Below are 19,026 nucleotides of genomic sequence, written 5' to 3' on the forward strand. Positions count from 1 at the left end.
CTTGGGGGAGGATACGAGCGTCATGCGCACCACCACCCTGCCCTCCATGCTGGAAATCCTGTCCAAAAACTACGCCAACCGCAACATGGCCGCCGCCCTCTATGAGATCGGCGCTGAGTACATCCCCCAGGGGGAGAACGAGCTTCCCATTGAGACCGACCACCTGACCTTGGGCCTTTACGGGGACAAGGCGGACTTCTATGCCATCAAGGGCGCTGTGGAAGCTCTGCTGGACTACCTGAATATTCAAGATGTCGATGTAGAAGCGGATTCCACCAACCCCACCTTCCACCCTGGCCGCTGCGCGGTCATCACCGCAGGCGGCGAAGAACTGGGTGTGGTGGGAGAAGTCCATCCCTTGGTTGCGGAAAACTACGAAATCGGCACCCGGGTATACCTGGCTAAGCTCTCCATGGATGCTCTCTTTGCCCACACCCCTGCTGACAAGGAGTACAAGGCTCTGCCCAAATACCCTGCTTCCCAGCGGGACATCGCCCTCCTCTGCAATGAGGAGTTGCCTGTCCTCACCATGGAAAAGGCCATCTCCTCTGCTGTCGGCTCCCTCCTGGAAAAGGTGGAGCTGTTTGACGTCTACCGCGGGGCGCAGATCCCCGACCACAAGAAGAGCGTGGCCTTCAATCTGGTGCTGCGCAGCGCCGACCACACTTTGACCGTTGAAGAAGCCGATGCCGCAGTCAAACGAGCGCTAAAAGCCCTTTCCGCCCTGAACGTGACCCTGCGCAGCTAATTTCCCAGCAGTTTTTACACAATCTGTATTTTTTAAAACAGGCGGCCCTATCTTTCGGTGGGTTCGCCTGTTTTTTTGCGTGAGAGCCATCCAATTCCGTGATTTTAACAGCATCTTATTGCGGCCGGGGGTTGATAATTTCCCCATTTTGGTGTATCCTTGTAAATAAGAGGTGATGTATATGCAGGAACCAACCATATCCTTTTCCATCCATGAGGACCGGGAAAAAGAGGTCAAACAAATTCTGACTACTGTTTATGATGCGTTGCGTCAAAAAGGGTACAACCCTATCAACCAGATTGTAGGGTACATCCTTTCCGAAGATCCTACCTACATCACAACCTACAACAACGCCCGCAGCCTGATCCGCCGGGTTGACCGGGATGAACTGCTTCAGTTGTTGGTAAAATCCTATTTGAATGATTAACACCGTGGGCGGCCGCAGCTGCGGCCGCCTTTATTTTTTATCCGCCAGGGGAAGCCGGTTTACTTCCCTGGTAAGTTGTGGTATAATAACCACAGCAAAGTTGTGTCATTCGAAGAATTGCTTGCAGGGCGAGGCCCTTTGCGGCATATGCTGCACCGCAATTCTTACAGCTTGTACAGACTTTGTGGCATACTAATTTCGATCCGCTTTATGTTTGCTTTATCGAATTTGCGATAGAAGTCTTATTACATCCACAGGAGGTACACTATGGCAGAAAACACCACACCCGCAGAAAAGGATTTTTTATACTATAAAGGCAAGCCCCTGGTTCGCAACGGAAACACCATCTATTACGGCCATCCCGCCGATAAATATGTGGCGCTCCTCCAGGTGCAGAGCACCCGGCAGCAGGGGGAATTGGAGCTTTCTGACAAGATCACTGTTCAGATTCTTTCTACCAATACCGAGCTGAGCCTTAAAAACCGCATTCTGAAAAAAACTGAGAAAAACGGCCTGTACAACGCCTTGAACATCGCCTCCATCTGGCTGGAGCGGGCGCTGCAGGAAACCAAATAAGCACAATCACTTGGAAAAGCGGTCCGGCATGCAACATTGCCTGGCCGTTTTTTGCGTTAGAAAGGCGGTGTTTCCCCCATGTTGCTCTGCCCTGTCTGCGGCAATCAGCTGGAACAAAAAGACGGCTCTTACCGCTGCATCAAAGGCCATTGTTTTGATATTTCCTCCACTGGGTATGTCAACCTGCTCCTCTCCGGCGGCAAGGCGTCCGGCGTTCACGGAGACAGCAAGGAGATGATCCGCGCCCGGCAGGATTTTCTCTCCAAGGGCTACTACTCCTTCCTGAGCGAGGAAGTCAACCGTATTGCCCTGGGGTTTCTAAAGGGTTCCCCTGCCCCTGTTGTCGCGGATGTAGGGTGCGGCGAAGGGTACTATACCGGCAGCCTCTGCACTTTTTTGCGGGACCACCGGGTAGAGGCCCAGGTCTACGGCTTTGACATTGCAAAATACGCCCTTCAATTGGCGGCCAAGCGGTGCCGCCAGGTGACCTATGCTGTAGCCAGCCTCTCCAAAATCCCGCTGCCCTCCCATTCGGTGGACCTGCTGGTGGACATCTTCGCCCCTTACAGCAACACCGAGTTTAATCGGGTAGTGCGAACCGGCGGCCACATCATCACCGCTGTCCCCGCCGAGCAGCATCTCTTCGGCCTCAAAAAGACGCTGTATGAATCCCCTTATGAAAATGTCGTCAAGCCCTATGACCTAGAAGGGTTTGAGCCGGTGGAGATCCGCCGCATCCGGCGGGATGCCCAGCTGAATTCTCAAGATGACATCTTTAATCTCTTTATGATGACCCCTTATTACTGGAAAACCTCCCGGGAGGCGGTAGAGCGGCTGAAGCGCCTGGACAAACTAGACACCGCCATGGAGTTTGCCATCATCACCTACCAAAAAGTCCACGACCGGACGGAGGCCAAATGAAACTGATTTATAAAGGCGTATTCCAAGATGAGAGCCAGCTCCCCCAAGTGGAACTGCCGGAAGGAGCCGTCCCCTTTGAGGAGCCGGACGACCCGGCGGAACTCTCCCGCCAGGCCGCAAAGTTTGCCATCTTCCCCCTGGGGTTTGGCGCAGGGGTGTATCTCCTGCGGCGGATACTCCTGCCCGGCATTACCCTGATGGAGCTGATTCACCCCATTGGGATCCTTCTCGCCCTGCTGGCGATCCTCCCCCATGAACTCCTCCATGCCGTCTGTTTCCCCAGGGATGCACAGGTGGAGCTTTTCATCTCTCCCCGCAATTTGATGGCCTTTGTCACCAGCACCGCCCCCATGAGCCGCGGCCGCTTCCTCTTTATGAGCCTGCTTCCCAACCTGGTATTCGGGGCCCTGCCTATGGTGCTGTGGATCTTTCTGCCCGACACCTTTTGGGGCAATGCCATAGGAGCCCTGGGCTTTTACTCCGCTATGATGGGGGTGGGCGACTACCTCAACGTTTACAATGCTGCGACCCAGATGCCCAAAGACGCTTTGACCCGACTATCCGGGTTCCACTCCTATTGGTACTGGCCCAATGAAAAGAGGGAGGGATAGAAATGGTTCTCTTGTTGGCTGGCAGCACCCACACCGGCAAAACCTTCTGGGCACAGCGGCTGATGGAGCAATACCGCTTCCCCTATCTGTCCATTGACCATCTAAAAATGGGGCTGATCCGCGCCGGCCTCTGTCCTCTGACCCCGGAAAGCCCAGATGAGGAGCTGACCGCCTTCCTCTGGCCTATTGTGCGGGAGATGGTCAAAACCTGCATCGAAAATGGGCAGAACCTCATTGTGGAAGGCTGTTACATCCCTTTTGACTTTGCCGCGTCTTTCCCGCCGGAATATCGGAAGGAGATTCGCTACCTCTGTCTTATTTTCAGCGAAGGATACCTCAACCGGCACTTTGATGAAATCCTCGCCCACGAAAATGCAGTGGAACAGCGGATCAATCCCTGCTCCTGCACCTCACAGCAGCTGTTGTCCGAAAACCGCTCCAACCTGGAGCGCTGTATTGCCTACGGCTGTCCTTACCAGCTCATTGACGAAGAATATCCCAGCCAGCTGGTATTTTCCCCGCCGCTGTAGCAATGGACACAGCGGTTTCATAGAATGAAAAGAGACCTTGACAGGTCTCTTTTTCTCTGCTAATATAGTTAAGCAATTATAATTATAATTTTAAAACCATTTGGAGGATTCTATGGATCTGCGGCAAAAAATGGACCGGTTCTACCTGGACTTGGTGCTCAATGAACTGCGGCTTGCCAACTCCAGCCAGTTGGGACACCTTACTTACAACAGCATTCTTTACTTGGATATTATTGCCTACCAGGAGAATTGCACTGTCACCTACATTGCGGATACCCTGCATGTGGCCAAGTCCGCTGTTACCTTAAAAGTAAAAGAACTGGAAAAGCTAGGTTTGGTGGAAAAGGTACAGAGCCCCACTGACAAACGGGTGTTCTACTTATCGGTCAACCAGCAGTTGTTAGAACAATACAAAGCATACGACCAGGTATTCTATAGGGCTCTTGGCGAAGTGGAAGAGAGCTATACCGATGAGCAGAAAAAACTTCTGTGCGATATGCTGGATACCATCCACCGCCGTTTTCAGGAAGAAGCACCCCATGAGAAAGGAAGGCACTCGTAACGACTTATGAATCATTTGGCACACAATATAACACCAGGTTTTTTGCTGCGCTTTACCCTGCCCAGCATTGTCATGATGGTGTTCAACGCATTTTATACCATTGTGGACGGTGGCTTCGTCTCCAATTTTGTGGGGACCGGCGCCTTATCCGCAGTCAACATCGTCTACCCCACACAATCCCTGACCTTGGCCATCGGCATTATGCTGGCCACAGGCGGCAGCGCCGTCTGCGCCCGGCAGATGGGCCAAGGGGATGACCAGGGTGCAAAGCACAGCTTTTCCCTGTTGCTCTTCTGTGGTGCGGCCATCGGTTTGCTGATGGCTGTGGTTGGAACTGTCTTTGCCGGCCCAATCGTCCGGCTGCTGGGCTCCAACGACGCCATTTTCCAGTACTGCTACGACTATATGTTCTATCTAAGCCTCTTTGTCCCCTTTGCCATATTGCAGGTGATGTTCCAGTTTTTCTTCACCACCGCAGGAAGACCGGGTTTGGGCCTGGCCGCCACATTGCTGGGCGGCGTGGCCAACATCGTCTTTGACTATATCCTCATTGTGCCAGCAAACCTGGGCATCAAAGGGGCGGCCATCGCCACTGGCATCGGCTTTGTCCTGCCGTCGGTGATGGGGCTCCTCTATTTCTCCTTCAACCGGAAAGGGCACCTTTGCCTGGTCAAACCGGTGTTAAACCTGCAAATTTTGGGGGAATCCTGTATAAACGGCTCATCGGAGATGGTCAGCAACCTGGCCACCGCCATCACCACCCTGCTGTTCAACTTGGTGATGATGAATCTCCTTGGGGAGGACGGCGTTGCCGCCATTACCATCATCTTTTATGCCCAATTCCTGTTCACCGCCGTCTTCTTCGGGTTTACCTCTGGGGTTGCACCACTGGTTAGCTTCAACTACGGGGCGGAAAATCACACCCGGCTGCAAAAGCTGTACCGCCTCAGCCTTATCTTTGTAGGCATTTGTTCGGCCCTAGCCTTTGGGGGCTCCCTGCTGCTCAAAGGCACTGTTATCCGGGCATTTGCCAAACCCGGAACTGCGGTATACGCCCTGGCCGAGGAAGGCATGACCTTGTTTGCCATCGGGTTCCTCTTCATGGGGTTCAACATCTTTGTATCCGGGTTCTTCACCGCCCTCTCCAACGGCAGGGTTTCTGCCATTCTTTCCTTCCTGCGGACGCTGGTCTTCATTGTGGCGGCAATTTTACTGCTCCCCCTCCTGTTGGGGATCAACGGGGTTTGGCTCTCCATCCCGTTTGCAGAATTGCTGGCCGCCGGCGTGTCCGCCTTTTATCTGGCAAAGCTGAAACCAAATTACAACTACTAACCCAAACAGCCGGCCCCTTAATGGAGGCCGGCTGTTTTATCGCTTGTCCGGATATAAATAACGATGTGGCTGTTTACTTAGAGCGAAAATACATGTACAGCTGGCATTTGATCATGCCATTGTACAACTTGCGGCGCTTGTCTGCCGGGCGGCCAAAGATCTCCTCAAAATTCTCATGGGGGCTGATGATGTAAAAGCTCAAATATTTGCGCTGCTGGAACACCCGGCCCATAGTGCGGTAAATCTCCTCAGCCTGCTGGATCTCCAGCATTCTTTCCCCATAGGGCGGGTTGGCAAAGATGATCGCCCGCTCGTCCTCAATCTGGAACCGGTCGATCCCTTGGCAGGAGGTTTTCACCCGGCCTGCCACCCCAGCTTGATAGGCGTTCTCCTGGCTCAGGGCCACTGCCTCTGGGTCGATGTCATAACCAAAAGCGCGGAACTTCCCATCCCGGCGGATGCGGGCGTTTGCCTCCTTGCGCTGGGCGGTCCATATCTCCTTTGAGAAACAATCCCACTGTTCGGCGGAAAACCGGCGGCGCATCCCTGGCGCAATGTTCAGGGCATGAAAAGCCGACTCAATCAAAAAGGTGCCGGAGCCGCAGAAGGGGTCATACACCACATCGTCCTGCCGCACCCTGGCCAGATCGATGATGCCGGCAGCCAGAGTCTCCTTGATAGGAGCCGCGTTGGAGGTCTTCCGGTATCCCCGTTTGTGGAGGCCCACTCCAGAGGTATCCAAAAAGATGCAGACATTGTCCTTGTGGATGGAAAACTGAATTTGGTGAACCGGGCCGGTCTCTTCAAACCAGCTCTGGTGGTACACCTGTTCCATCCGGCGCACAGCAGCCTTTTTGATGATGGATTGGCAGTCCGGGATGCTGTGGAGCTGGGAACCCAAGGACCAGCCCTTCACCGGGAAAGCATCTGCCCGGCCGATAAACGCTTCAAAGGGGAGCTGTACTGTCTGGTCGAACAGCTCGGTGAAGCTTCTTGCCTGAAAGGAGCCCAGCTGGATCAGAACCCGTTCGGCGGTGCGCAGGCAAATATTGGCTTTGGCCACCATGGCTTCATCCCCTTGGAAGGTGACTTTGCCGTCGGTGACCTGGACATTTTCTCCGCCCATCCGCTTAACTTCGCCGGAGAGGACACTCTCCAGCCCAAAGAGGCAGGGACAACTTATCGTCAAAAGAGACATGGATTTTTCCTCATCTTTCTCACTTGATGCAGCGCAAGGCTTCTGCAACTATTATAGCATAATCTCCCCCAAAACCCAACGGCAAAATGCAGCAGGCCGGCCCTGCGGCACCCCAAACGTTGCGCCAACCGATTCCCGTGTGTTATAATCGCCTTAATAAAAGGCACACGCCCCCCTTCTGTGCTGCCTGAACTCTGAATAAAATCCAATTGCGTCCCGTTCGAAGCAACAAGCCAGCGGTGAGGAGGTGCAGGAAAATGGGTTTTTTTACGAGGGAATCCCCTGTGGAAAAGGAGTGGCGCAGGCTGCTGATAGAGGAGCGGAGGTTCCTTCAGAAGCGGTTGGAGAAAAAGTCCCCGCTTTTCCAGGAAAAACTGAAGGAGAAAGTTCCCCCAAAATTGCAGTCCACTTTGGATACCGCCTTTTCCAAAGCCTTTGCCCTCATTTTTGAAAAGGGCACGGGCCTAGTGGAAAAGACCTATTCCCGGCAAAAGCTGGAACAGGAATACCAGGTGCGCCAGTACGCCCTAAAAATCAAGCAGGATTCCAAATCCCTGCGGTCTTTTTCAAAAACTGTTCGGAATACCAGTGCCAAAAACACCCTTCTTTCCGGAGCATCGGGAATAGGAATGGGCGCCCTGGGAATCGGACTTCCAGATATTCCCATCTTCACCGGCATGCTTCTGAAAAACCTCTATGAAATTGCCCTCCACTTCGGGTATGGGTACGAAGCCAAAGAAGAACGGTATTTCATCTTGCTGCTGATCCAGGGCGCAGTATCCAACGGGGAGACCCTTCTTGAAACCGACCAGAAGCTGAACCAGTTTATCCACGACGGGAAACTTCCCGATGGATATGAGGAGAAAAAACAGATAGAGGCGGCCGCCAAGGCTCTGTCCAAAGAGCTGCTGTATCTTAAGTTCCTTCAAGGGGTTCCCCTTGTTGGGGCTGTCGGCGGCGTCTACGACGCCGTTTATATGAAACAGATCGCCGCATATGCAGGTATCAAATACCGGCGCAGGTATCTACAGGGGAGAAAATAAAAGCCTATCCGTCCATTGGCCCGCAGATGTTCCCCTGCCTTGCCAAACCTCATTCAGCGATCCCACAGATCACAAAAACCCTCCCGGGGTGAAACTGCCTGCGCCCCGAAACCGACAAAAAGCCCCTGGAAATCCAGGGGCTTTTATCAAGCGCTTCGTTGAGTGAACCTAATCCAACAGCTGGATTCCAACCCCCAACAGGCCGGGACCCACATGAACGCCCAAGGCCGGGCCCAAATCGCTTTCAATCAGCTGGACGCGGCCAGGCAGATGGGGCAAAAGCTCCTCCTTGATGGCGGCGGCTTCCTCCTTGGCAGAAGCGTTGACAATTGCCACATTGTACCGCTTGCCTTCTGCGGCAAACCTCCACGCCATCTCCATCACCCTGTGAATCGATTGTTTGCGGCCCATTGCTTTGGAAACTACATAATAAACTCCGTCCTCATTACAGGAGATGATGGGCTTTAACCCCAGGGCATTGCCCACCAGGGAGGCCACCAGCCCGATCCTCCCGCCCTTTTGCAGGTATTCTAACGTGGCGAGGCAGAAAAACACCTTGGATTTTTCCAGGGAACCGTCAATGGTGGCTTTCAGGGCCTCCCACTCCATCCCCTGCTCCAGGCACTGGCCTGCTAAAATTGCAGTGAACCCACTGCCTATGGCGATGTTCTTGGTGTCCACCACATGGATATCCAGACCTTCATACTCCTGGGCGATCAGCTGGACCAGGTTATAAGTCCCGCTGAGTCCGCTGGAAAGGGTTACCGCCAGCACCTTTTCATACCCATCCGCCTTGATTTGATCCAGGCAGTCAGTCACCTGTCCGCCGCTGGGCAGGGATGTCTTGGGGATCTCCTGGGGGAGCCTTTGATACACCTCCTCAGAGGAGATTTCCACCCCATCCAGGTATTCCCCTTGTTCATAGAGGATCCGCAGGGGAAGCAGGTACATCCCGTACCGTTTTCTCCACTCCTCTGGCACATCACAGCCGGAATCCACCACTATAGCAATTTTTTGCTGGTTCATCTCTGTCACCTCCTGGGATCATTGTCTTAAGGTATACTCCAATTCCAGCATTTTTTCCGCCATCCGTTTGCTGGCAAAGGCCCGCGCCGCCATCCGCAGCGCCAGGACTTCAGTGCCTGCGGGACGCTCGCCCTCCGGTGGTTGGAACAACGCCGACAGTTCCCTCTCCTGCTCTTGACAAAAGAGGTTATAGGCCTGTTTGGGCCCCACCTTCTCCGCCAGCCAGACGATGCCGTCCCGCACTTCCGGGATGGTGAGCACCTGCTTCAAAATGGTGATGGCCACCAAATAGGCCAGGTGTTCCCGCCCGTATTTTTTCTTATCCGGTTTGGGGATCAATTTGAGCTTTACATAGTTGTTGATCATCGCCGGGGTGAGGATTTTTTCCCCCTCCGGGAAGACCGGCTCCAGGTAGTGTTCCAGGATGGTGATTACCTGGTCCATATATAACCCCAGGTTTGGCAGTTCCTCCCAGCGGGGAAGATGTACCTCCCGCAGCGATTCCTGCCATTCCTGCAAATCTTGATCCATGCCCTCCACAGATTCACCTCCCCATACATCCAACTTTTTCCTCTATTATATCAGAATATCTTAGATTCTTCAATATGGTTCCTAGAACTAGATTATCTTTTTAAAATGCGATTTGTTGTCGAAAACAGCCACGATTTGACGCAAAAAAGGCCGGGGACTGTCACTGTCCCCGGCCACATAAATGCTGCCGTATGCCCATCGGGAATTTTAATCCCCAAGCGGTTCGATAAGGCCATAGTTGCCGTCTTTGCGTTTGTAGACAACGTTGATTTCCCCATCCTCGCTGTTGCGGAACATATAGAATTCGTGCTCCAAAAGGTTCATTTGAAGAATCGCTTCTTCCACTGCCATAGGTTTGACAGGGAACCGTTTGGTTTTGACCAGATGGTATTCCTCCGGCTCGGTGGGTTCATCGTGATAGATGGGGTCAAAGGCGGAAACCCGCAGCTTCTGCCCCAGTTTATTTTTATTCTTGACAATTTGTTTGACCAGGGCATCTACCACCAAATCCAGGGAATCCAGCCGGTCACCGGTTGTTTTCTCGGCCCGGAAGAACATCCCTTTGGATTGAACGGTCACCTCAACGGTTTCCCGCTCATGTTCGTTTGTGACGGTAACCTGGGCGCTGGCATCCTCATCAAAGAAGCGATCCAATTTGGACAGCTTCTTTTCCACCCGTTCTTTGAAGGAGTCTCGAATGATTGTCTTTCTTCCGCTGATGGTAATGTTCATAGATTCAACCCCTTTACTGGAAAATCTTATCGAAGGGAAATTGTGCAATCCCTCCATAAGTTCTACACACAGTATAACACGAATTATATAAAATTACAAGGTAAAAATCACATTTTGGAGAATACAATCTTCCCATCCACCAAAACCAGCTTCGGCTTGGCCGTGAGGCTCAAGGGGTCGCAGTCGAAAAAGGCCAGGTCGGCATCCTTCCCCACCTGGATAGACCCCACCCGGCTGTCCACCCCGGCTTGGCGGGCGGGCACGATGGTCACTGCGGCGAGGGCCTTATCATAATCCATCCCCTCCCGGACAGCGAGGCCGGCGCTGATCCCCAAAAACTGGATGGGCAGCTCCGGGTGGTCGGTGCAGATGGACACCTCCACCCCGTTTTGAGAGAGGATGGCCGGGTTGGCCAAACTGGCGTGGACCAATTCCGGTTTGCAGCGGGAACCGATCAGCGGCCCGCAGATGGCGCTGGCCTTCTCTTCCCCCAGGATGTCCGCGGCCAGGTGCCCCTCGGTGCAGTGGACAAGGACCGGGGCCAGGCCAAATTCCTTGGAAAAACGCAGGGCTGTGAAGATATCGTCAGCCCGGTGGGCGTGGATGTGAGCCTTGATCTCCCCTGCCAGCAGCGGAAGAAGGGCCTCGCACTTGGCGTCAAAATCCGGTTCGTCGGCGTCCTCATCCTCCTGGGCGGCCTCCAAATCCTCTCCATACCGCTGGGCCTTGTGGAGCTCTTCCCGGATTAAGGCGGCGGTGGCCATCCGGGTATTGGGGGTTTGGTTCTTGTCGTTGTATACCGTCTTGGGATTCTCCCCCAAAGCAAACTTCATGGCCACCGGCTCCCGGATCACCATGTCGTCCACCCGGCGGCCAAAGGTTTTCATAGCGCAGAACTGCCCTGCGATGGGGTTGGCACTCCCCGGGCCGGTGACCACCGTCGTAATACCCTGTTCCAGCGCCTCCTGGAAACAGCGGTCCATGGGGTTGACGGCGTCAATGGCCCGCAGGTGGGGGGTCACCGGGTCAGTCTCCTCGTTGCCGTCGTCCCCCTCAAACCCCAGGCCGTCTGCAAACATGCCGATGTGGCAGTGGCCGTCCACAAAGCCGGGGTAGGCAGTGAGGCCGCAAAGGTCCAGCACTTCTTCCCCCTCATCTGGATTGGGGGCGGGCATAGGGCCGAAAGCGGCGATCTTTTGATCGAGGATGCGGATATATCCATTGTCAATCCGGGGGGATTCCACCGGAACAAGGGCGGCATTGATCAGTAGCATGGTAATCTCCTTCCACAGCTGAAATGAAAAAAGGAGTGCCGGGTGGGCACTCCAGAAAAGAACTTATTTGGATGGGCCTTTGCGGCCGGAACCCCGCTGTTTGACATCCATGTACTTCTTCAGATCGGACATTTTATCATCGCTTGTCTGCTTGAATTTTGCCATCATATCTTCAAAAGAAAGATTCTCATTGGAACGCTTGGGGGCCCACTCAAAACTATCCGACCGGGGGCCGGATCTTCTGGGCGGCGGTGCAGGGCGATCCTGCGCTTTTTTAATGGAGAGGCTGACCTTGCCATCCTCCGAAATGCTGAGGATTTTCACCTTGACCATTTGGTTCTCCTGGATGAAATCCTTGATCTCTTTGACATAGGTGGCCGCCACCTCGGAGATGTGAACCATGCCAGTCTTCCCGCCGGGGAGTTCCACAAACGCCCCGAACTTGGTGATGCCGGTTACTTTGCCCTCCACAATATTTCCTACCGCAAGCTGCTGCATAGATGGAAAAGTCCTCCTTATATTATTGTCCCGAAACCTTTGCGCCGGGGGTTAACCTCCGGAGACATCCACAAGGATTCGCTCATTGGGATAGGAAAAATCCAACTTATCCCGCGCGACCCGTTCGATATAATCTTCGTTGTTGCCTTCGGCCAGCAGGCGTTCAATTTCCTTGTTGTCAATCTCCTGCTGGGTGCATTTATCCTCCAGCTCTTTGATTTCCCGTTGTCTCTTCGCAATTTCCACCTGAAGGCCAACCATGGCAAACACCGCATAACAAGTAAACCCAACCACCAACAAGCGGAAAAGGGGATTGGCTCGTTTTTTCTGTGCCTTGCTCACTGGCTGTCTCCTCCTTTAACAATCCTTGTTTTTCTCCCAGGTATCTTTATAAGATTATACAATAAAAGCCTCTGTTGTTTCAAGCGCATTTTCCCATTCGTCGAAATTTTTTTGGCCCTTGCCTCCACTTTTTTGCCCGCGCGGCTCAAAATCCGGTACAACCGCTTTCCCACAAAGATAAATGGGGCCAGCAGGAGCCGGAGAAGCCGGTAAACAAAGTCGATGACCGTGTGGGCGGCTTTCATCACCACTTCCCCGATGGTGAAGTAGTAAAGCACCCAGCCAATGACCTCCCCCACCAGCACAAACAGCCGGATCTGCCCGCTGACTGTGGTCATCAAGTAGAAAAAAGTAGCTCCCGCACAGATGAGCAGATAGGCAAAATCCTGAGCCGCAATCACAGGGGCTGGCTGCGGCAGGGCGATGCGCAGGATTCGGAAGACGTCATACACTGCGGCCAAGCCGGCACCCAACAGACAAGATAGCAAAAACGCCATCGTCTGGGAGGAAACACTGATCTCCATTTTTCCCCTCCCTAGCGGAACATGCGGGCAAATAGGCCGCCCCGGTACGGCTGGTTGTCGTTGTAGGTCATCCCGGTGACCTCCCCTTCCAAGGTGAGTTCCCCAGTGTCCACGTCGATCTTATTGATGTGCAGGCCGGAACCGTGAACCACAAGTTCTCCTGTGTCTGTATAGACTATCACAGTTTCCTCATCAAAACTGTCGATATCGGTGACCCCGGTGATGGAAAGATTCCTGCGGTCTTCCAAAATAATGGTATGCGGCCCTTTCGGCGCCTTTTTATCCTCTGGCATGGTGATTCCCCCCATTTACAAGCTGGTTCATTGTATGCGTTTTTTTCCCATCTTATGAGCCATTCCGCCGACAAGATGGCCCTATGCCGGAAGATGATAACCAGAGGTTTCACAAATGATCCCCTCGGATTTTGTCTATTTCCACATAAATAATTTTTATTGTTGATTAAAATTATCCATTATGTTGTATTTTTTGTCTTAAACTCGTATAATAAAACAAAAATAGACAACAAGGATGTGTACATCATGAAAAGAATCTTGACCATGCTTCTCGCATTTGCCCTCTGCTGTACCACCTGCTATGGCATGGAGTTTGTGGACACCTTTTCCTCTACACAAAACACCGATGCCGCATCGTATCAAAATTTGGTGACCCGCTCCGGCGACCCCATGGATGACTTTAACTGGCCTGCCGCCCAGGATCAGACTTTTTGCAGCTTGCCCTCCGCTAGTACAGTGGGGTCAGTCCTCTATCAAATTCGCGGGGCGCAGACTTTAGAAGTGGCTGTGTACAGCCGCAAAGGCACCTTTTCTACCTACAGCGAAGAATTGGATGCTTATACACTGGGCTATTTCGCAGCTGCCAACCCATCCCTAGCCCGCAAAGAAATGCGGCTCAGCCCTTCCACCGGAGGGGTTTATATCCAGATGGAGGACGGCCTTGCCCGGTTGACCGGTGTCCAAGGTGGAAAGGCGTTCCTCCCCACCGCCGAACGGCCAGAAGACCTCATCCCCTATGGCCTGCAGGTTTATGCGGGCAAAAGCCAAGGGAACCTGCGGCTGCTCACCCCCACCCGCAAAAAGGACAAGGAAGCCCAGTTCTCTCGCCCAGGTACCATCTTGCAGTATTATGACGTGTTTTCTTATACTCTTCCCGCCGATTGTGACTATGTCAAGCTGGTGCTGCGGGATTACACCAGCTTCCCCATGGAAAACGGCGCTGTACAGGCAAACAATGTGAAAAATCCCCTTCGGCTGGCAAATGCGGTTTTTACTGGAGAAAGGATCTCGGTGGGGCCGCCAGCGGAGGAACCTAGCAGCTCCATCCCATCTTCCTCCACCCCTCCTTCCAGCAGTTCAGGGAGCAACAGCACTCCTCATGGCGGCAGTGGCGGCGAAGAGGAAGACCCAGATTTGGAAAAACCGCCCAAAAAGGACAACGGTTCTTCTAGCGAAAAGGGGAAGGAGATCGCTTCCTCCTCATCCAGTTCCTCTTCCAAGACAGCTGGTGCCAAGGTGTCTAGCAGTTCCCCGAAAGCCGTTGTAAAGGCCTCTTCCCCTTCCACTAGCTCCTCCCGAAGTTCTTCCAAAACCGGGAGTTCCCCCGCTGCTGCGCCAGCTGCCACCCAACAGATTATCCTGGAAGAAGAGGCGTCCGCCCCGTCCCGGTCGGGTTTCTACTTGGCGGCGGCTGTCTACCTCTCCGCAGCTGCGGCGGGGCTCCTCCTCTTCTGGGAGAAAAAATCCCGCTCCACAGGGGAAGAAAAAGATTCGGACAACCCCTCCTGACAAAGAGAAAGCCTCCCAAAATAGGGAGGCTTTTTTGCATGTGAGTGGACAATTACCGGCCGAATACCTCGGCAATTTTGGGCATTAGTTCGCTGCTGGGGATGTGCTGAGGACACACATTCTCACAGCGTCTGCACTTGCGGCAATCAATGGCAGAGACTTCCGGGGTAGCGGTGGCATACAGCGTTTTGGCCCTCTCCATAGTGGACTGGCTGGTTGCGTTGTAGGCTTGGTAAATAGCGGGGATATTTAGGCCAAAGGGGCAGGGCATGCAATAGCTGCACCGGGTGCAGGGCACCAGGATAGAGGAATCGTAGACCTCTTTGGCATGGGCCAGCATAGCGACCTCTTTTTCGCTGAGCATGCCGACACTGGAGCGGGACGCATAGGTGAGGTTATCCTCCACCTGCTGCATCTCCCCCATACCGCTGAGCAGCAAAGAGACCTCAGGCTGGTTCCACAGGTAATCCAGAGCCCATTCCACTGGGGATTTTTCGGGGGAGAGGGCATTTTTCAGCGCATCAGAAGGTGCGGCCAGAGCCCCGCCAAGCAGCGGCTCCATAATCACTACGCCCAGCCCTTTGCCGGCGGCATAGTGGAGGCCTTCCAGCCCAGCCTGGTAGTCGGTGTTGATGTAATTGAACTGAATCTGGCAGAAATCCCACTGGTCAAAGCTGTCCACAATGGTTTTAAACAACTCCAAGTCGTCGTGGAAGGAGAACCCCATAAACCGGATTTTCCCGGCGTCCCGGGCCTTTTTCATCTTATCCAGCAGGTTGAACTTTTTCACCGTCTCCCATTTCTTTTTGTCCAAGGCGTGCAGGAGGTAAAAGTCCACATGGTCGGTGTTCAGCTTTTGCAGCTGCTCGTCCAGGATGCGGTCGAAATCCCCTTCCGCCTCAATCAGGACAACAGGGCTCTTGGTGGCCAAATACACCTTTTCCCGGTAGCCATCGGCCAAGGCTTTTCCCACCAGGGTTTCACTGGTCCGGCCGTGGTAAGGGTAAGCGGTATCCACATAGTTGACGCCGCTGTCAATGGCGTGACGGATCAGCCGGATGGCTTCTTTTTCATCAATATTGGCACTCAGAGGGACTCCGTCGGTGGTGGGCAGACGCATGGTGCCAAATCCCAGGGCGGAAATTTCAACCCCGGTATTTCCAAATTTGCGGTAATTCATAAACTGTCACCCTTCTTTCCTGTTTCTACAACTGCTTTCCTGGCCCCATCCGGCGATGGAAAGGGCTTAGACATATAGATAAAGGACAATATGCCTCCTTTATTTTACTCCTAAACGAAAAGTTTGACAAGTGTAATTTTCCAGCCAGTTCCGCCACAGGATTGCCCCTTCCGGAGAAAGAGAAAAGCCCCCGCTGTGGCGGAGGGCTCTTCCCTGTTGAATCAGAATTGGAAGTAGAATGGGGTTATTGATTGTTTTTTAGCCACTGGATGGCTGCATTGGCGTAGACCGCCGAGCCGATGGGGAACGCGCTTTCGTCGAACAGGACATTGGGGTTATGGGCGGGGAACACCTTCTCCGGGTCGGAGGGCATGGCGCCCAGGCGCAGGAAGATGCCGGGGACCTTTTCGGTGACCAGGGAGAAATCCTCCGATCCCATACCGCCGGGAAGCTCCTGGACTTTGTCCTCGCCCAGCAGGTCGCGGGTGTAGCCGACGATCTCATCCATCAAGTCGTTGTCATTCTCCAAGGGGGCGACGCCAAAGGGGTATTCCACCTCGCAGTCGCAGCGGAACGCCGACGCCACCGCTTTGGCTACCTCCACCAGGCGCTGTTTCATAAAAGTGCGGACCTTGCTGGATTTGGTTCGGATGGTGCCCATGATCATCGCCTCATCGGGGATGACGTTCTCCTTGAGCCCGCTCTGGAAGGCGCCGATAGTCATAGTGGCGGTGTCCGCCGCGTCGATCTCCCGAGCCAGAATTTCCTGGAGGGCGATGACGATGTGGGAGCCGGCGGTGATGGGGTCGATGGCGGTGTGGGGGTTGGCCCCATGGCCGCCTTTTCCTTTGACGGTGATGACAAATTTATCCGCCGAGCCGTGAGAGCCGCCTTTGGTAAAGCCCACAAATCCGGCTGGCTGGGTGACGCTGCTGATATGGATGGCCACAGCTGCGTCCACATGGGGATTTTCCAGCACGCCGGCATCAATCATCGCTTTGGCGCCGGCAAGAATCTCCTCTGCAGGCTGGAACATCAATTTAACGGTGCCGCACAACTCGTTTTCCCGATCTTTGAGGAGTTTTGCCGCACCCAGCAACATGGCAGCATGGGTGTCATGGCCGCAGGTATGGGCGGCTTCCGGGTTCTGGGAGGCAAAGGGAAGGCCGGTTTTTTCCGGCATGCGCAGGGCGTCGGTATCGGCTCGGAGCAGGATTGTCTTGCCTGGCTTGCCCACCGTGGCTACAACGCCGCTCTTGCAGATTTCCTTGGGTTCATATCCCATTTCGGTCAGGCGGTCCATGATATATCGAGTCGTCTGGGGCAGATCATTCCCCAGCTCTGGGTTCTGATGGATCGTCCGTCTGTCCTTGACGATAGTCTCTTCGATTGCTTTTGCACTTTTCAGCAGGTCATTCATTGGATTTCCGCCTTTCAGTCGTTGTGACTCTGTAATTCAGTGATCTCTCACTGTTTTACAGTTTAAAGCTTTTAATGGCTAAAGTCAAGAGATTCCCCCACCTCTTCAAATCTTTTGGATATTGTCCCAGAAAACCCTGTATTTCCACCATGGTTTCTGGTCTTTTTCTCCAAACAAGCCCGGTATTCCAGCTTTTTGGGGGATTCCCTTCCCGATCTTTCCTTTGTCATGAGGCGCGTCTATCTGCTACAATGGGGGCAGTGTGTGGCCCACGATAAGGTTCCCTCCCTGTGGGCCGCCAAGATTTTTTCAAAAGGAGTGCCCCTTTGTGGAAGTAAAAAACAAACACAAACCTTATTTGCTGCTTGCGGCGGGAATCACCTTGGCTGTCCTGCTCATCACTGGGGGTTTTTCCCTGTACCGAAGCTTTTTGCCGGGGGAAGCCCCTTCCTCCAGCACCTCCCAAGAAGAGTCATCGGAAAGCGAGAACCAAGAAAGCCTGGAGGAAGAATCCTCCTCTCAGGTAACCTCCCCTGCCCCTGGACAAGCCTCTGTGTGGGATTCCGCCGCCACCTACCAAAAGGGGGATCGGGTCCTCTACGGCGGCGTTCTTTACCAGGCCAAATGGTGGAATACAGGCGAACAGCCTGGCAAAGGGGATGGCAACCCCTGGGAAACGGTGGAAAGTCCAAGCTCCACTCCAATGCCCCCTTCCAGTTCCAGTGCAGCCCCTCCCTCCTCCTCGGCACCAGCATCCTCCTCCAGCGCGTCTTCTTCTTCCCTTCCCCCTGCCGGCTCCCCTTCGGTTGGCACACAAGGGTTTAAAGTAGTGGCTTATTATCCCTCCTGGAAGCCTAGCAGCATGGAAAAAATCCAGCACGACGTGGTGACCCACCTGATCTATGCTTTCGCCATCCCCACCAAGGAGGGGACCCTTCTCCCTTTGGAAAATGCCTATGCTGCCCAATCCCTCATCGAGGCCGCCCACCAAAAGGGGAACAAGGTCCTTCTGGGGGTGGGGGGCTGGAGTTACCAGGGCAACACCCTCCAATCGGTGTTTGAACAGGCCACCGCCACCGACGAAAAGCTCTACCGGCTAGGGGATGCCATCCTGACCATGTGCGACCAATACGGCTTCGACGGGGTGGACATGGACTGGGAACATCCCAACGTCTCAAATGGCAGCTCCAAACGGTATGAAAAACTGATGCTCTATTTAAGCGAGAAGCTCCACGCCAAGGGCAAGCTGCTGACTGCGGCGGTGCTGGGCGGCGTCTCCCCCGAGGGTACCGTCTACCGGGACGCCACCCTCGCCCACACCGATAAGGTGCTTTCCTGCGTGGACTGGATCAATGTCATGGCCTATGATGGCGGCGACGGGGAGCGGCATTCCAGCTACTCCCTCGCTGTGGCCAGCGCCACCTATTGGAAGGAGACCAGGGGTGTGCCCGCCAACAAGGTAGTACTGGGGATGCCCTTCTATGGCCGTCCTTCCTGGGCCACTTACAGCGCCATCCTGGCCGCCGACCCAGATGCCTATGGGAAGGATGTCACCACCATTAACGGGGTGGAAGTCCATTACAACGGGATTCCCACCATCCAAGACAAAACCTATTACGCAAAAAAACACCTGGGCGGGGTGATGGTCTGGGAGGTGACCCAGGACACCGCCGACCGGGAGAAGAGCCTGCTCACCGCCATTGGGGAGGCGTTGACCTGGTGATTTTCTGCCTGGTTGACAATTTCTCC

At 54.0% G+C, this 19,026-nt stretch carries 21 protein-coding genes and 1 pseudogene; 11 read left to right on the forward strand and 11 right to left on the reverse strand.

The window, feature by feature from the left end:
• The 8 genes and pseudogenes from RDQ42_RS09050 to RDQ42_RS09085 all read left to right on the forward strand — a co-directional run.
• A pseudogene (locus tag RDQ42_RS09050) lies at positions 1-748 on the forward strand (phenylalanine--tRNA ligase subunit beta); the annotation flags it as partial.
• A gap of 181 nt (positions 749-929) precedes the next feature.
• Positions 930-1,175 carry an IreB family regulatory phosphoprotein gene (locus RDQ42_RS09055; RefSeq protein ID WP_054331142.1) on the forward strand — a complete coding sequence of 82 codons (246 nt, stop codon included), beginning with the start codon at positions 930-932 and terminating at the stop codon, positions 1,173-1,175.
• A gap of 267 nt (positions 1,176-1,442) precedes the next feature.
• Positions 1,443-1,751, forward strand: a complete 309-nt coding sequence (locus RDQ42_RS09060) for a hypothetical protein (RefSeq protein WP_054331141.1) — start codon at positions 1,443-1,445, stop codon at positions 1,749-1,751.
• Positions 1,752-1,829: 78 nt separating this feature from the next.
• A complete protein-coding gene (locus RDQ42_RS09065) occupies positions 1,830-2,672 on the forward strand; it encodes a putative RNA methyltransferase (RefSeq protein ID WP_308588572.1) in 843 nt (280 codons plus the stop codon).
• Positions 2,669-3,283 carry a DUF3267 domain-containing protein gene (locus RDQ42_RS09070; protein WP_054331139.1) on the forward strand — a complete coding sequence of 205 codons (615 nt, stop codon included), beginning with the start codon at positions 2,669-2,671 and terminating at the stop codon, positions 3,281-3,283. The genes RDQ42_RS09065 and RDQ42_RS09070 overlap by 4 nt, the downstream gene beginning before the upstream one ends.
• A gap of 2 nt (positions 3,284-3,285) precedes the next feature.
• Entirely contained in the window at positions 3,286-3,813 is a 528-nt protein-coding gene (locus RDQ42_RS09075; RefSeq protein WP_054331138.1) for an adenylate kinase, read from the forward strand.
• Between the two features lie 112 nt (positions 3,814-3,925).
• A complete protein-coding gene (locus tag RDQ42_RS09080) occupies positions 3,926-4,375 on the forward strand; it encodes a MarR family winged helix-turn-helix transcriptional regulator (protein WP_054331137.1) in 450 nt (149 codons plus the stop codon).
• 42 nt (positions 4,376-4,417) lie between these two features.
• Positions 4,418-5,707: an MATE family efflux transporter gene (locus RDQ42_RS09085; RefSeq protein ID WP_233424484.1), complete on the forward strand. Its 1,290-nt coding sequence runs from the start codon at positions 4,418-4,420 to the stop codon at positions 5,705-5,707.
• A gap of 73 nt (positions 5,708-5,780) precedes the next feature.
• Here the strand turns inward: RDQ42_RS09085 and RDQ42_RS09090 are convergent, their stop codons facing one another.
• Positions 5,781-6,905, reverse strand: coding sequence for a class I SAM-dependent RNA methyltransferase (locus tag RDQ42_RS09090; protein WP_071427110.1), 1,125 nt, complete (start codon positions 6,903-6,905; stop codon positions 5,781-5,783).
• A 257-nt stretch (positions 6,906-7,162) separates the two neighbouring features.
• On the opposite strand from RDQ42_RS09090, the gene RDQ42_RS09095 reads away from it, so the two are divergent.
• Positions 7,163-7,948 (forward strand): EcsC family protein, encoded by a 786-nt coding sequence (locus RDQ42_RS09095; protein ID WP_231358412.1) that lies wholly within the window; start codon positions 7,163-7,165, stop codon positions 7,946-7,948.
• Positions 7,949-8,116: 168 nt separating this feature from the next.
• Here RDQ42_RS09095 and RDQ42_RS09100 read toward each other — a convergent pair whose 3' ends face one another.
• From RDQ42_RS09100 to yabP, 8 genes are all read right to left on the reverse strand, one after another.
• Positions 8,117-8,974, reverse strand: coding sequence for a DegV family protein (locus tag RDQ42_RS09100; protein ID WP_054331134.1), 858 nt, complete (start codon positions 8,972-8,974; stop codon positions 8,117-8,119).
• Positions 8,975-8,992: 18 nt separating this feature from the next.
• Positions 8,993-9,505: a DUF1836 domain-containing protein gene (locus RDQ42_RS09105; RefSeq protein WP_231358413.1), complete on the reverse strand. Its 513-nt coding sequence runs from the start codon at positions 9,503-9,505 to the stop codon at positions 8,993-8,995.
• A 207-nt stretch (positions 9,506-9,712) separates the two neighbouring features.
• Positions 9,713-10,237, reverse strand: a complete 525-nt coding sequence (gene hpf / locus RDQ42_RS09110) for a ribosome hibernation-promoting factor, HPF/YfiA family (protein WP_054331132.1) — start codon at positions 10,235-10,237, stop codon at positions 9,713-9,715.
• Between the two features lie 107 nt (positions 10,238-10,344).
• Entirely contained in the window at positions 10,345-11,511 is a 1,167-nt protein-coding gene (locus RDQ42_RS09115) for an amidohydrolase (RefSeq protein ID WP_054331131.1), read from the reverse strand.
• Between the two features lie 63 nt (positions 11,512-11,574).
• Positions 11,575-12,009 carry a S1 RNA-binding domain-containing protein gene (locus RDQ42_RS09120; protein ID WP_231358414.1) on the reverse strand — a complete coding sequence of 145 codons (435 nt, stop codon included), beginning with the start codon at positions 12,007-12,009 and terminating at the stop codon, positions 11,575-11,577.
• A gap of 51 nt (positions 12,010-12,060) precedes the next feature.
• The gene (locus RDQ42_RS09125; protein WP_231358415.1) at positions 12,061-12,351 is read right to left on the reverse strand and encodes a septum formation initiator family protein; all 291 of its coding nucleotides are present in this window, start codon (positions 12,349-12,351) and stop codon (positions 12,061-12,063) included.
• Positions 12,348-12,875 (reverse strand): spore cortex biosynthesis protein YabQ, encoded by a 528-nt coding sequence (gene yabQ / locus RDQ42_RS09130; protein WP_308588574.1) that lies wholly within the window; start codon positions 12,873-12,875, stop codon positions 12,348-12,350. The genes RDQ42_RS09125 and yabQ overlap by 4 nt, the downstream gene beginning before the upstream one ends.
• An 11-nt stretch (positions 12,876-12,886) precedes the next feature.
• Positions 12,887-13,168: a sporulation protein YabP gene (gene yabP / locus RDQ42_RS09135; RefSeq protein ID WP_054331127.1), complete on the reverse strand. Its 282-nt coding sequence runs from the start codon at positions 13,166-13,168 to the stop codon at positions 12,887-12,889.
• Between the two features lie 246 nt (positions 13,169-13,414).
• Here yabP and RDQ42_RS09140 point away from each other — a divergent pair, with 246 nt between their 5' ends.
• Positions 13,415-14,677 (forward strand): hypothetical protein, encoded by a 1,263-nt coding sequence (locus RDQ42_RS09140; protein ID WP_195254334.1) that lies wholly within the window; start codon positions 13,415-13,417, stop codon positions 14,675-14,677.
• Between the two features lie 52 nt (positions 14,678-14,729).
• On the opposite strand, the gene RDQ42_RS09145 is transcribed toward RDQ42_RS09140, so the two are convergent.
• Both RDQ42_RS09145 and RDQ42_RS09150 read right to left on the reverse strand, forming a co-directional pair.
• Complete coding sequence (locus RDQ42_RS09145; RefSeq protein WP_054331124.1) at positions 14,730-15,857, reverse strand: aldo/keto reductase; 1,128 nt, start codon at positions 15,855-15,857, stop codon at positions 14,730-14,732.
• 244 nt (positions 15,858-16,101) lie between these two features.
• Positions 16,102-17,277, reverse strand: coding sequence for a M20 family metallopeptidase (locus RDQ42_RS09150; protein WP_231358420.1), 1,176 nt, complete (start codon positions 17,275-17,277; stop codon positions 16,102-16,104).
• A gap of 328 nt (positions 17,278-17,605) precedes the next feature.
• Between RDQ42_RS09150 and RDQ42_RS09155 the strand changes: the two genes are divergently transcribed.
• Positions 17,606-19,000: a glycosyl hydrolase family 18 protein gene (locus RDQ42_RS09155; RefSeq protein WP_231358421.1), complete on the forward strand. Its 1,395-nt coding sequence runs from the start codon at positions 17,606-17,608 to the stop codon at positions 18,998-19,000.
• The last annotated feature ends 26 nt before the right edge of the window (positions 19,001-19,026 follow it).

It is taken from the genome of uncultured Merdimmobilis sp., from assembly GCF_902471145.1.
In the GTDB taxonomy this organism is placed as follows: domain Bacteria; phylum Bacillota; class Clostridia; order Oscillospirales; family Ruminococcaceae; genus Merdimmobilis; species Merdimmobilis hominis.

Bases quoted from the DNA above. Each gene is read 5' to 3' on its own strand.
- RDQ42_RS09145 (WP_054331124.1), bottom strand. From the start codon at position 15,857: ATGAATTACCGCAAATTTGGAAATACCGGGGTTGAAATTTCCGCCCTG.
- RDQ42_RS09095 (WP_231358412.1), top strand. From the start codon at position 7,163: ATGGGTTTTTTTACGAGGGAATCCCCTGTGGAAAAGGAGTGGCGCAGG.
- yabQ (WP_308588574.1), bottom strand. From the start codon at position 12,875: ATGGAGATCAGTGTTTCCTCCCAGACGATGGCGTTTTTGCTATCTTGT.
- yabP (WP_054331127.1), bottom strand. From the start codon at position 13,168: ATGCCAGAGGATAAAAAGGCGCCGAAAGGGCCGCATACCATTATTTTG.
- RDQ42_RS09065 (WP_308588572.1), top strand. From the start codon at position 1,830: ATGTTGCTCTGCCCTGTCTGCGGCAATCAGCTGGAACAAAAAGACGGC.
- hpf (WP_054331132.1), bottom strand. From the start codon at position 10,237: ATGAACATTACCATCAGCGGAAGAAAGACAATCATTCGAGACTCCTTC.
- RDQ42_RS09070 (WP_054331139.1), top strand. From the start codon at position 2,669: ATGAAACTGATTTATAAAGGCGTATTCCAAGATGAGAGCCAGCTCCCC.
- RDQ42_RS09150 (WP_231358420.1), bottom strand. From the start codon at position 17,277: ATGAATGACCTGCTGAAAAGTGCAAAAGCAATCGAAGAGACTATCGTC.
- RDQ42_RS09060 (WP_054331141.1), top strand. From the start codon at position 1,443: ATGGCAGAAAACACCACACCCGCAGAAAAGGATTTTTTATACTATAAA.
- RDQ42_RS09075 (WP_054331138.1), top strand. From the start codon at position 3,286: ATGGTTCTCTTGTTGGCTGGCAGCACCCACACCGGCAAAACCTTCTGG.
- RDQ42_RS09080 (WP_054331137.1), top strand. From the start codon at position 3,926: ATGGATCTGCGGCAAAAAATGGACCGGTTCTACCTGGACTTGGTGCTC.
- RDQ42_RS09140 (WP_195254334.1), top strand. From the start codon at position 13,415: ATGAAAAGAATCTTGACCATGCTTCTCGCATTTGCCCTCTGCTGTACC.
- RDQ42_RS09120 (WP_231358414.1), bottom strand. From the start codon at position 12,009: ATGCAGCAGCTTGCGGTAGGAAATATTGTGGAGGGCAAAGTAACCGGC.
- RDQ42_RS09090 (WP_071427110.1), bottom strand. From the start codon at position 6,905: ATGTCTCTTTTGACGATAAGTTGTCCCTGCCTCTTTGGGCTGGAGAGT.
- RDQ42_RS09115 (WP_054331131.1), bottom strand. From the start codon at position 11,511: ATGCTACTGATCAATGCCGCCCTTGTTCCGGTGGAATCCCCCCGGATT.
- RDQ42_RS09055 (WP_054331142.1), top strand. From the start codon at position 930: ATGCAGGAACCAACCATATCCTTTTCCATCCATGAGGACCGGGAAAAA.
- RDQ42_RS09105 (WP_231358413.1), bottom strand. From the start codon at position 9,505: ATGGATCAAGATTTGCAGGAATGGCAGGAATCGCTGCGGGAGGTACAT.
- RDQ42_RS09100 (WP_054331134.1), bottom strand. From the start codon at position 8,974: ATGAACCAGCAAAAAATTGCTATAGTGGTGGATTCCGGCTGTGATGTG.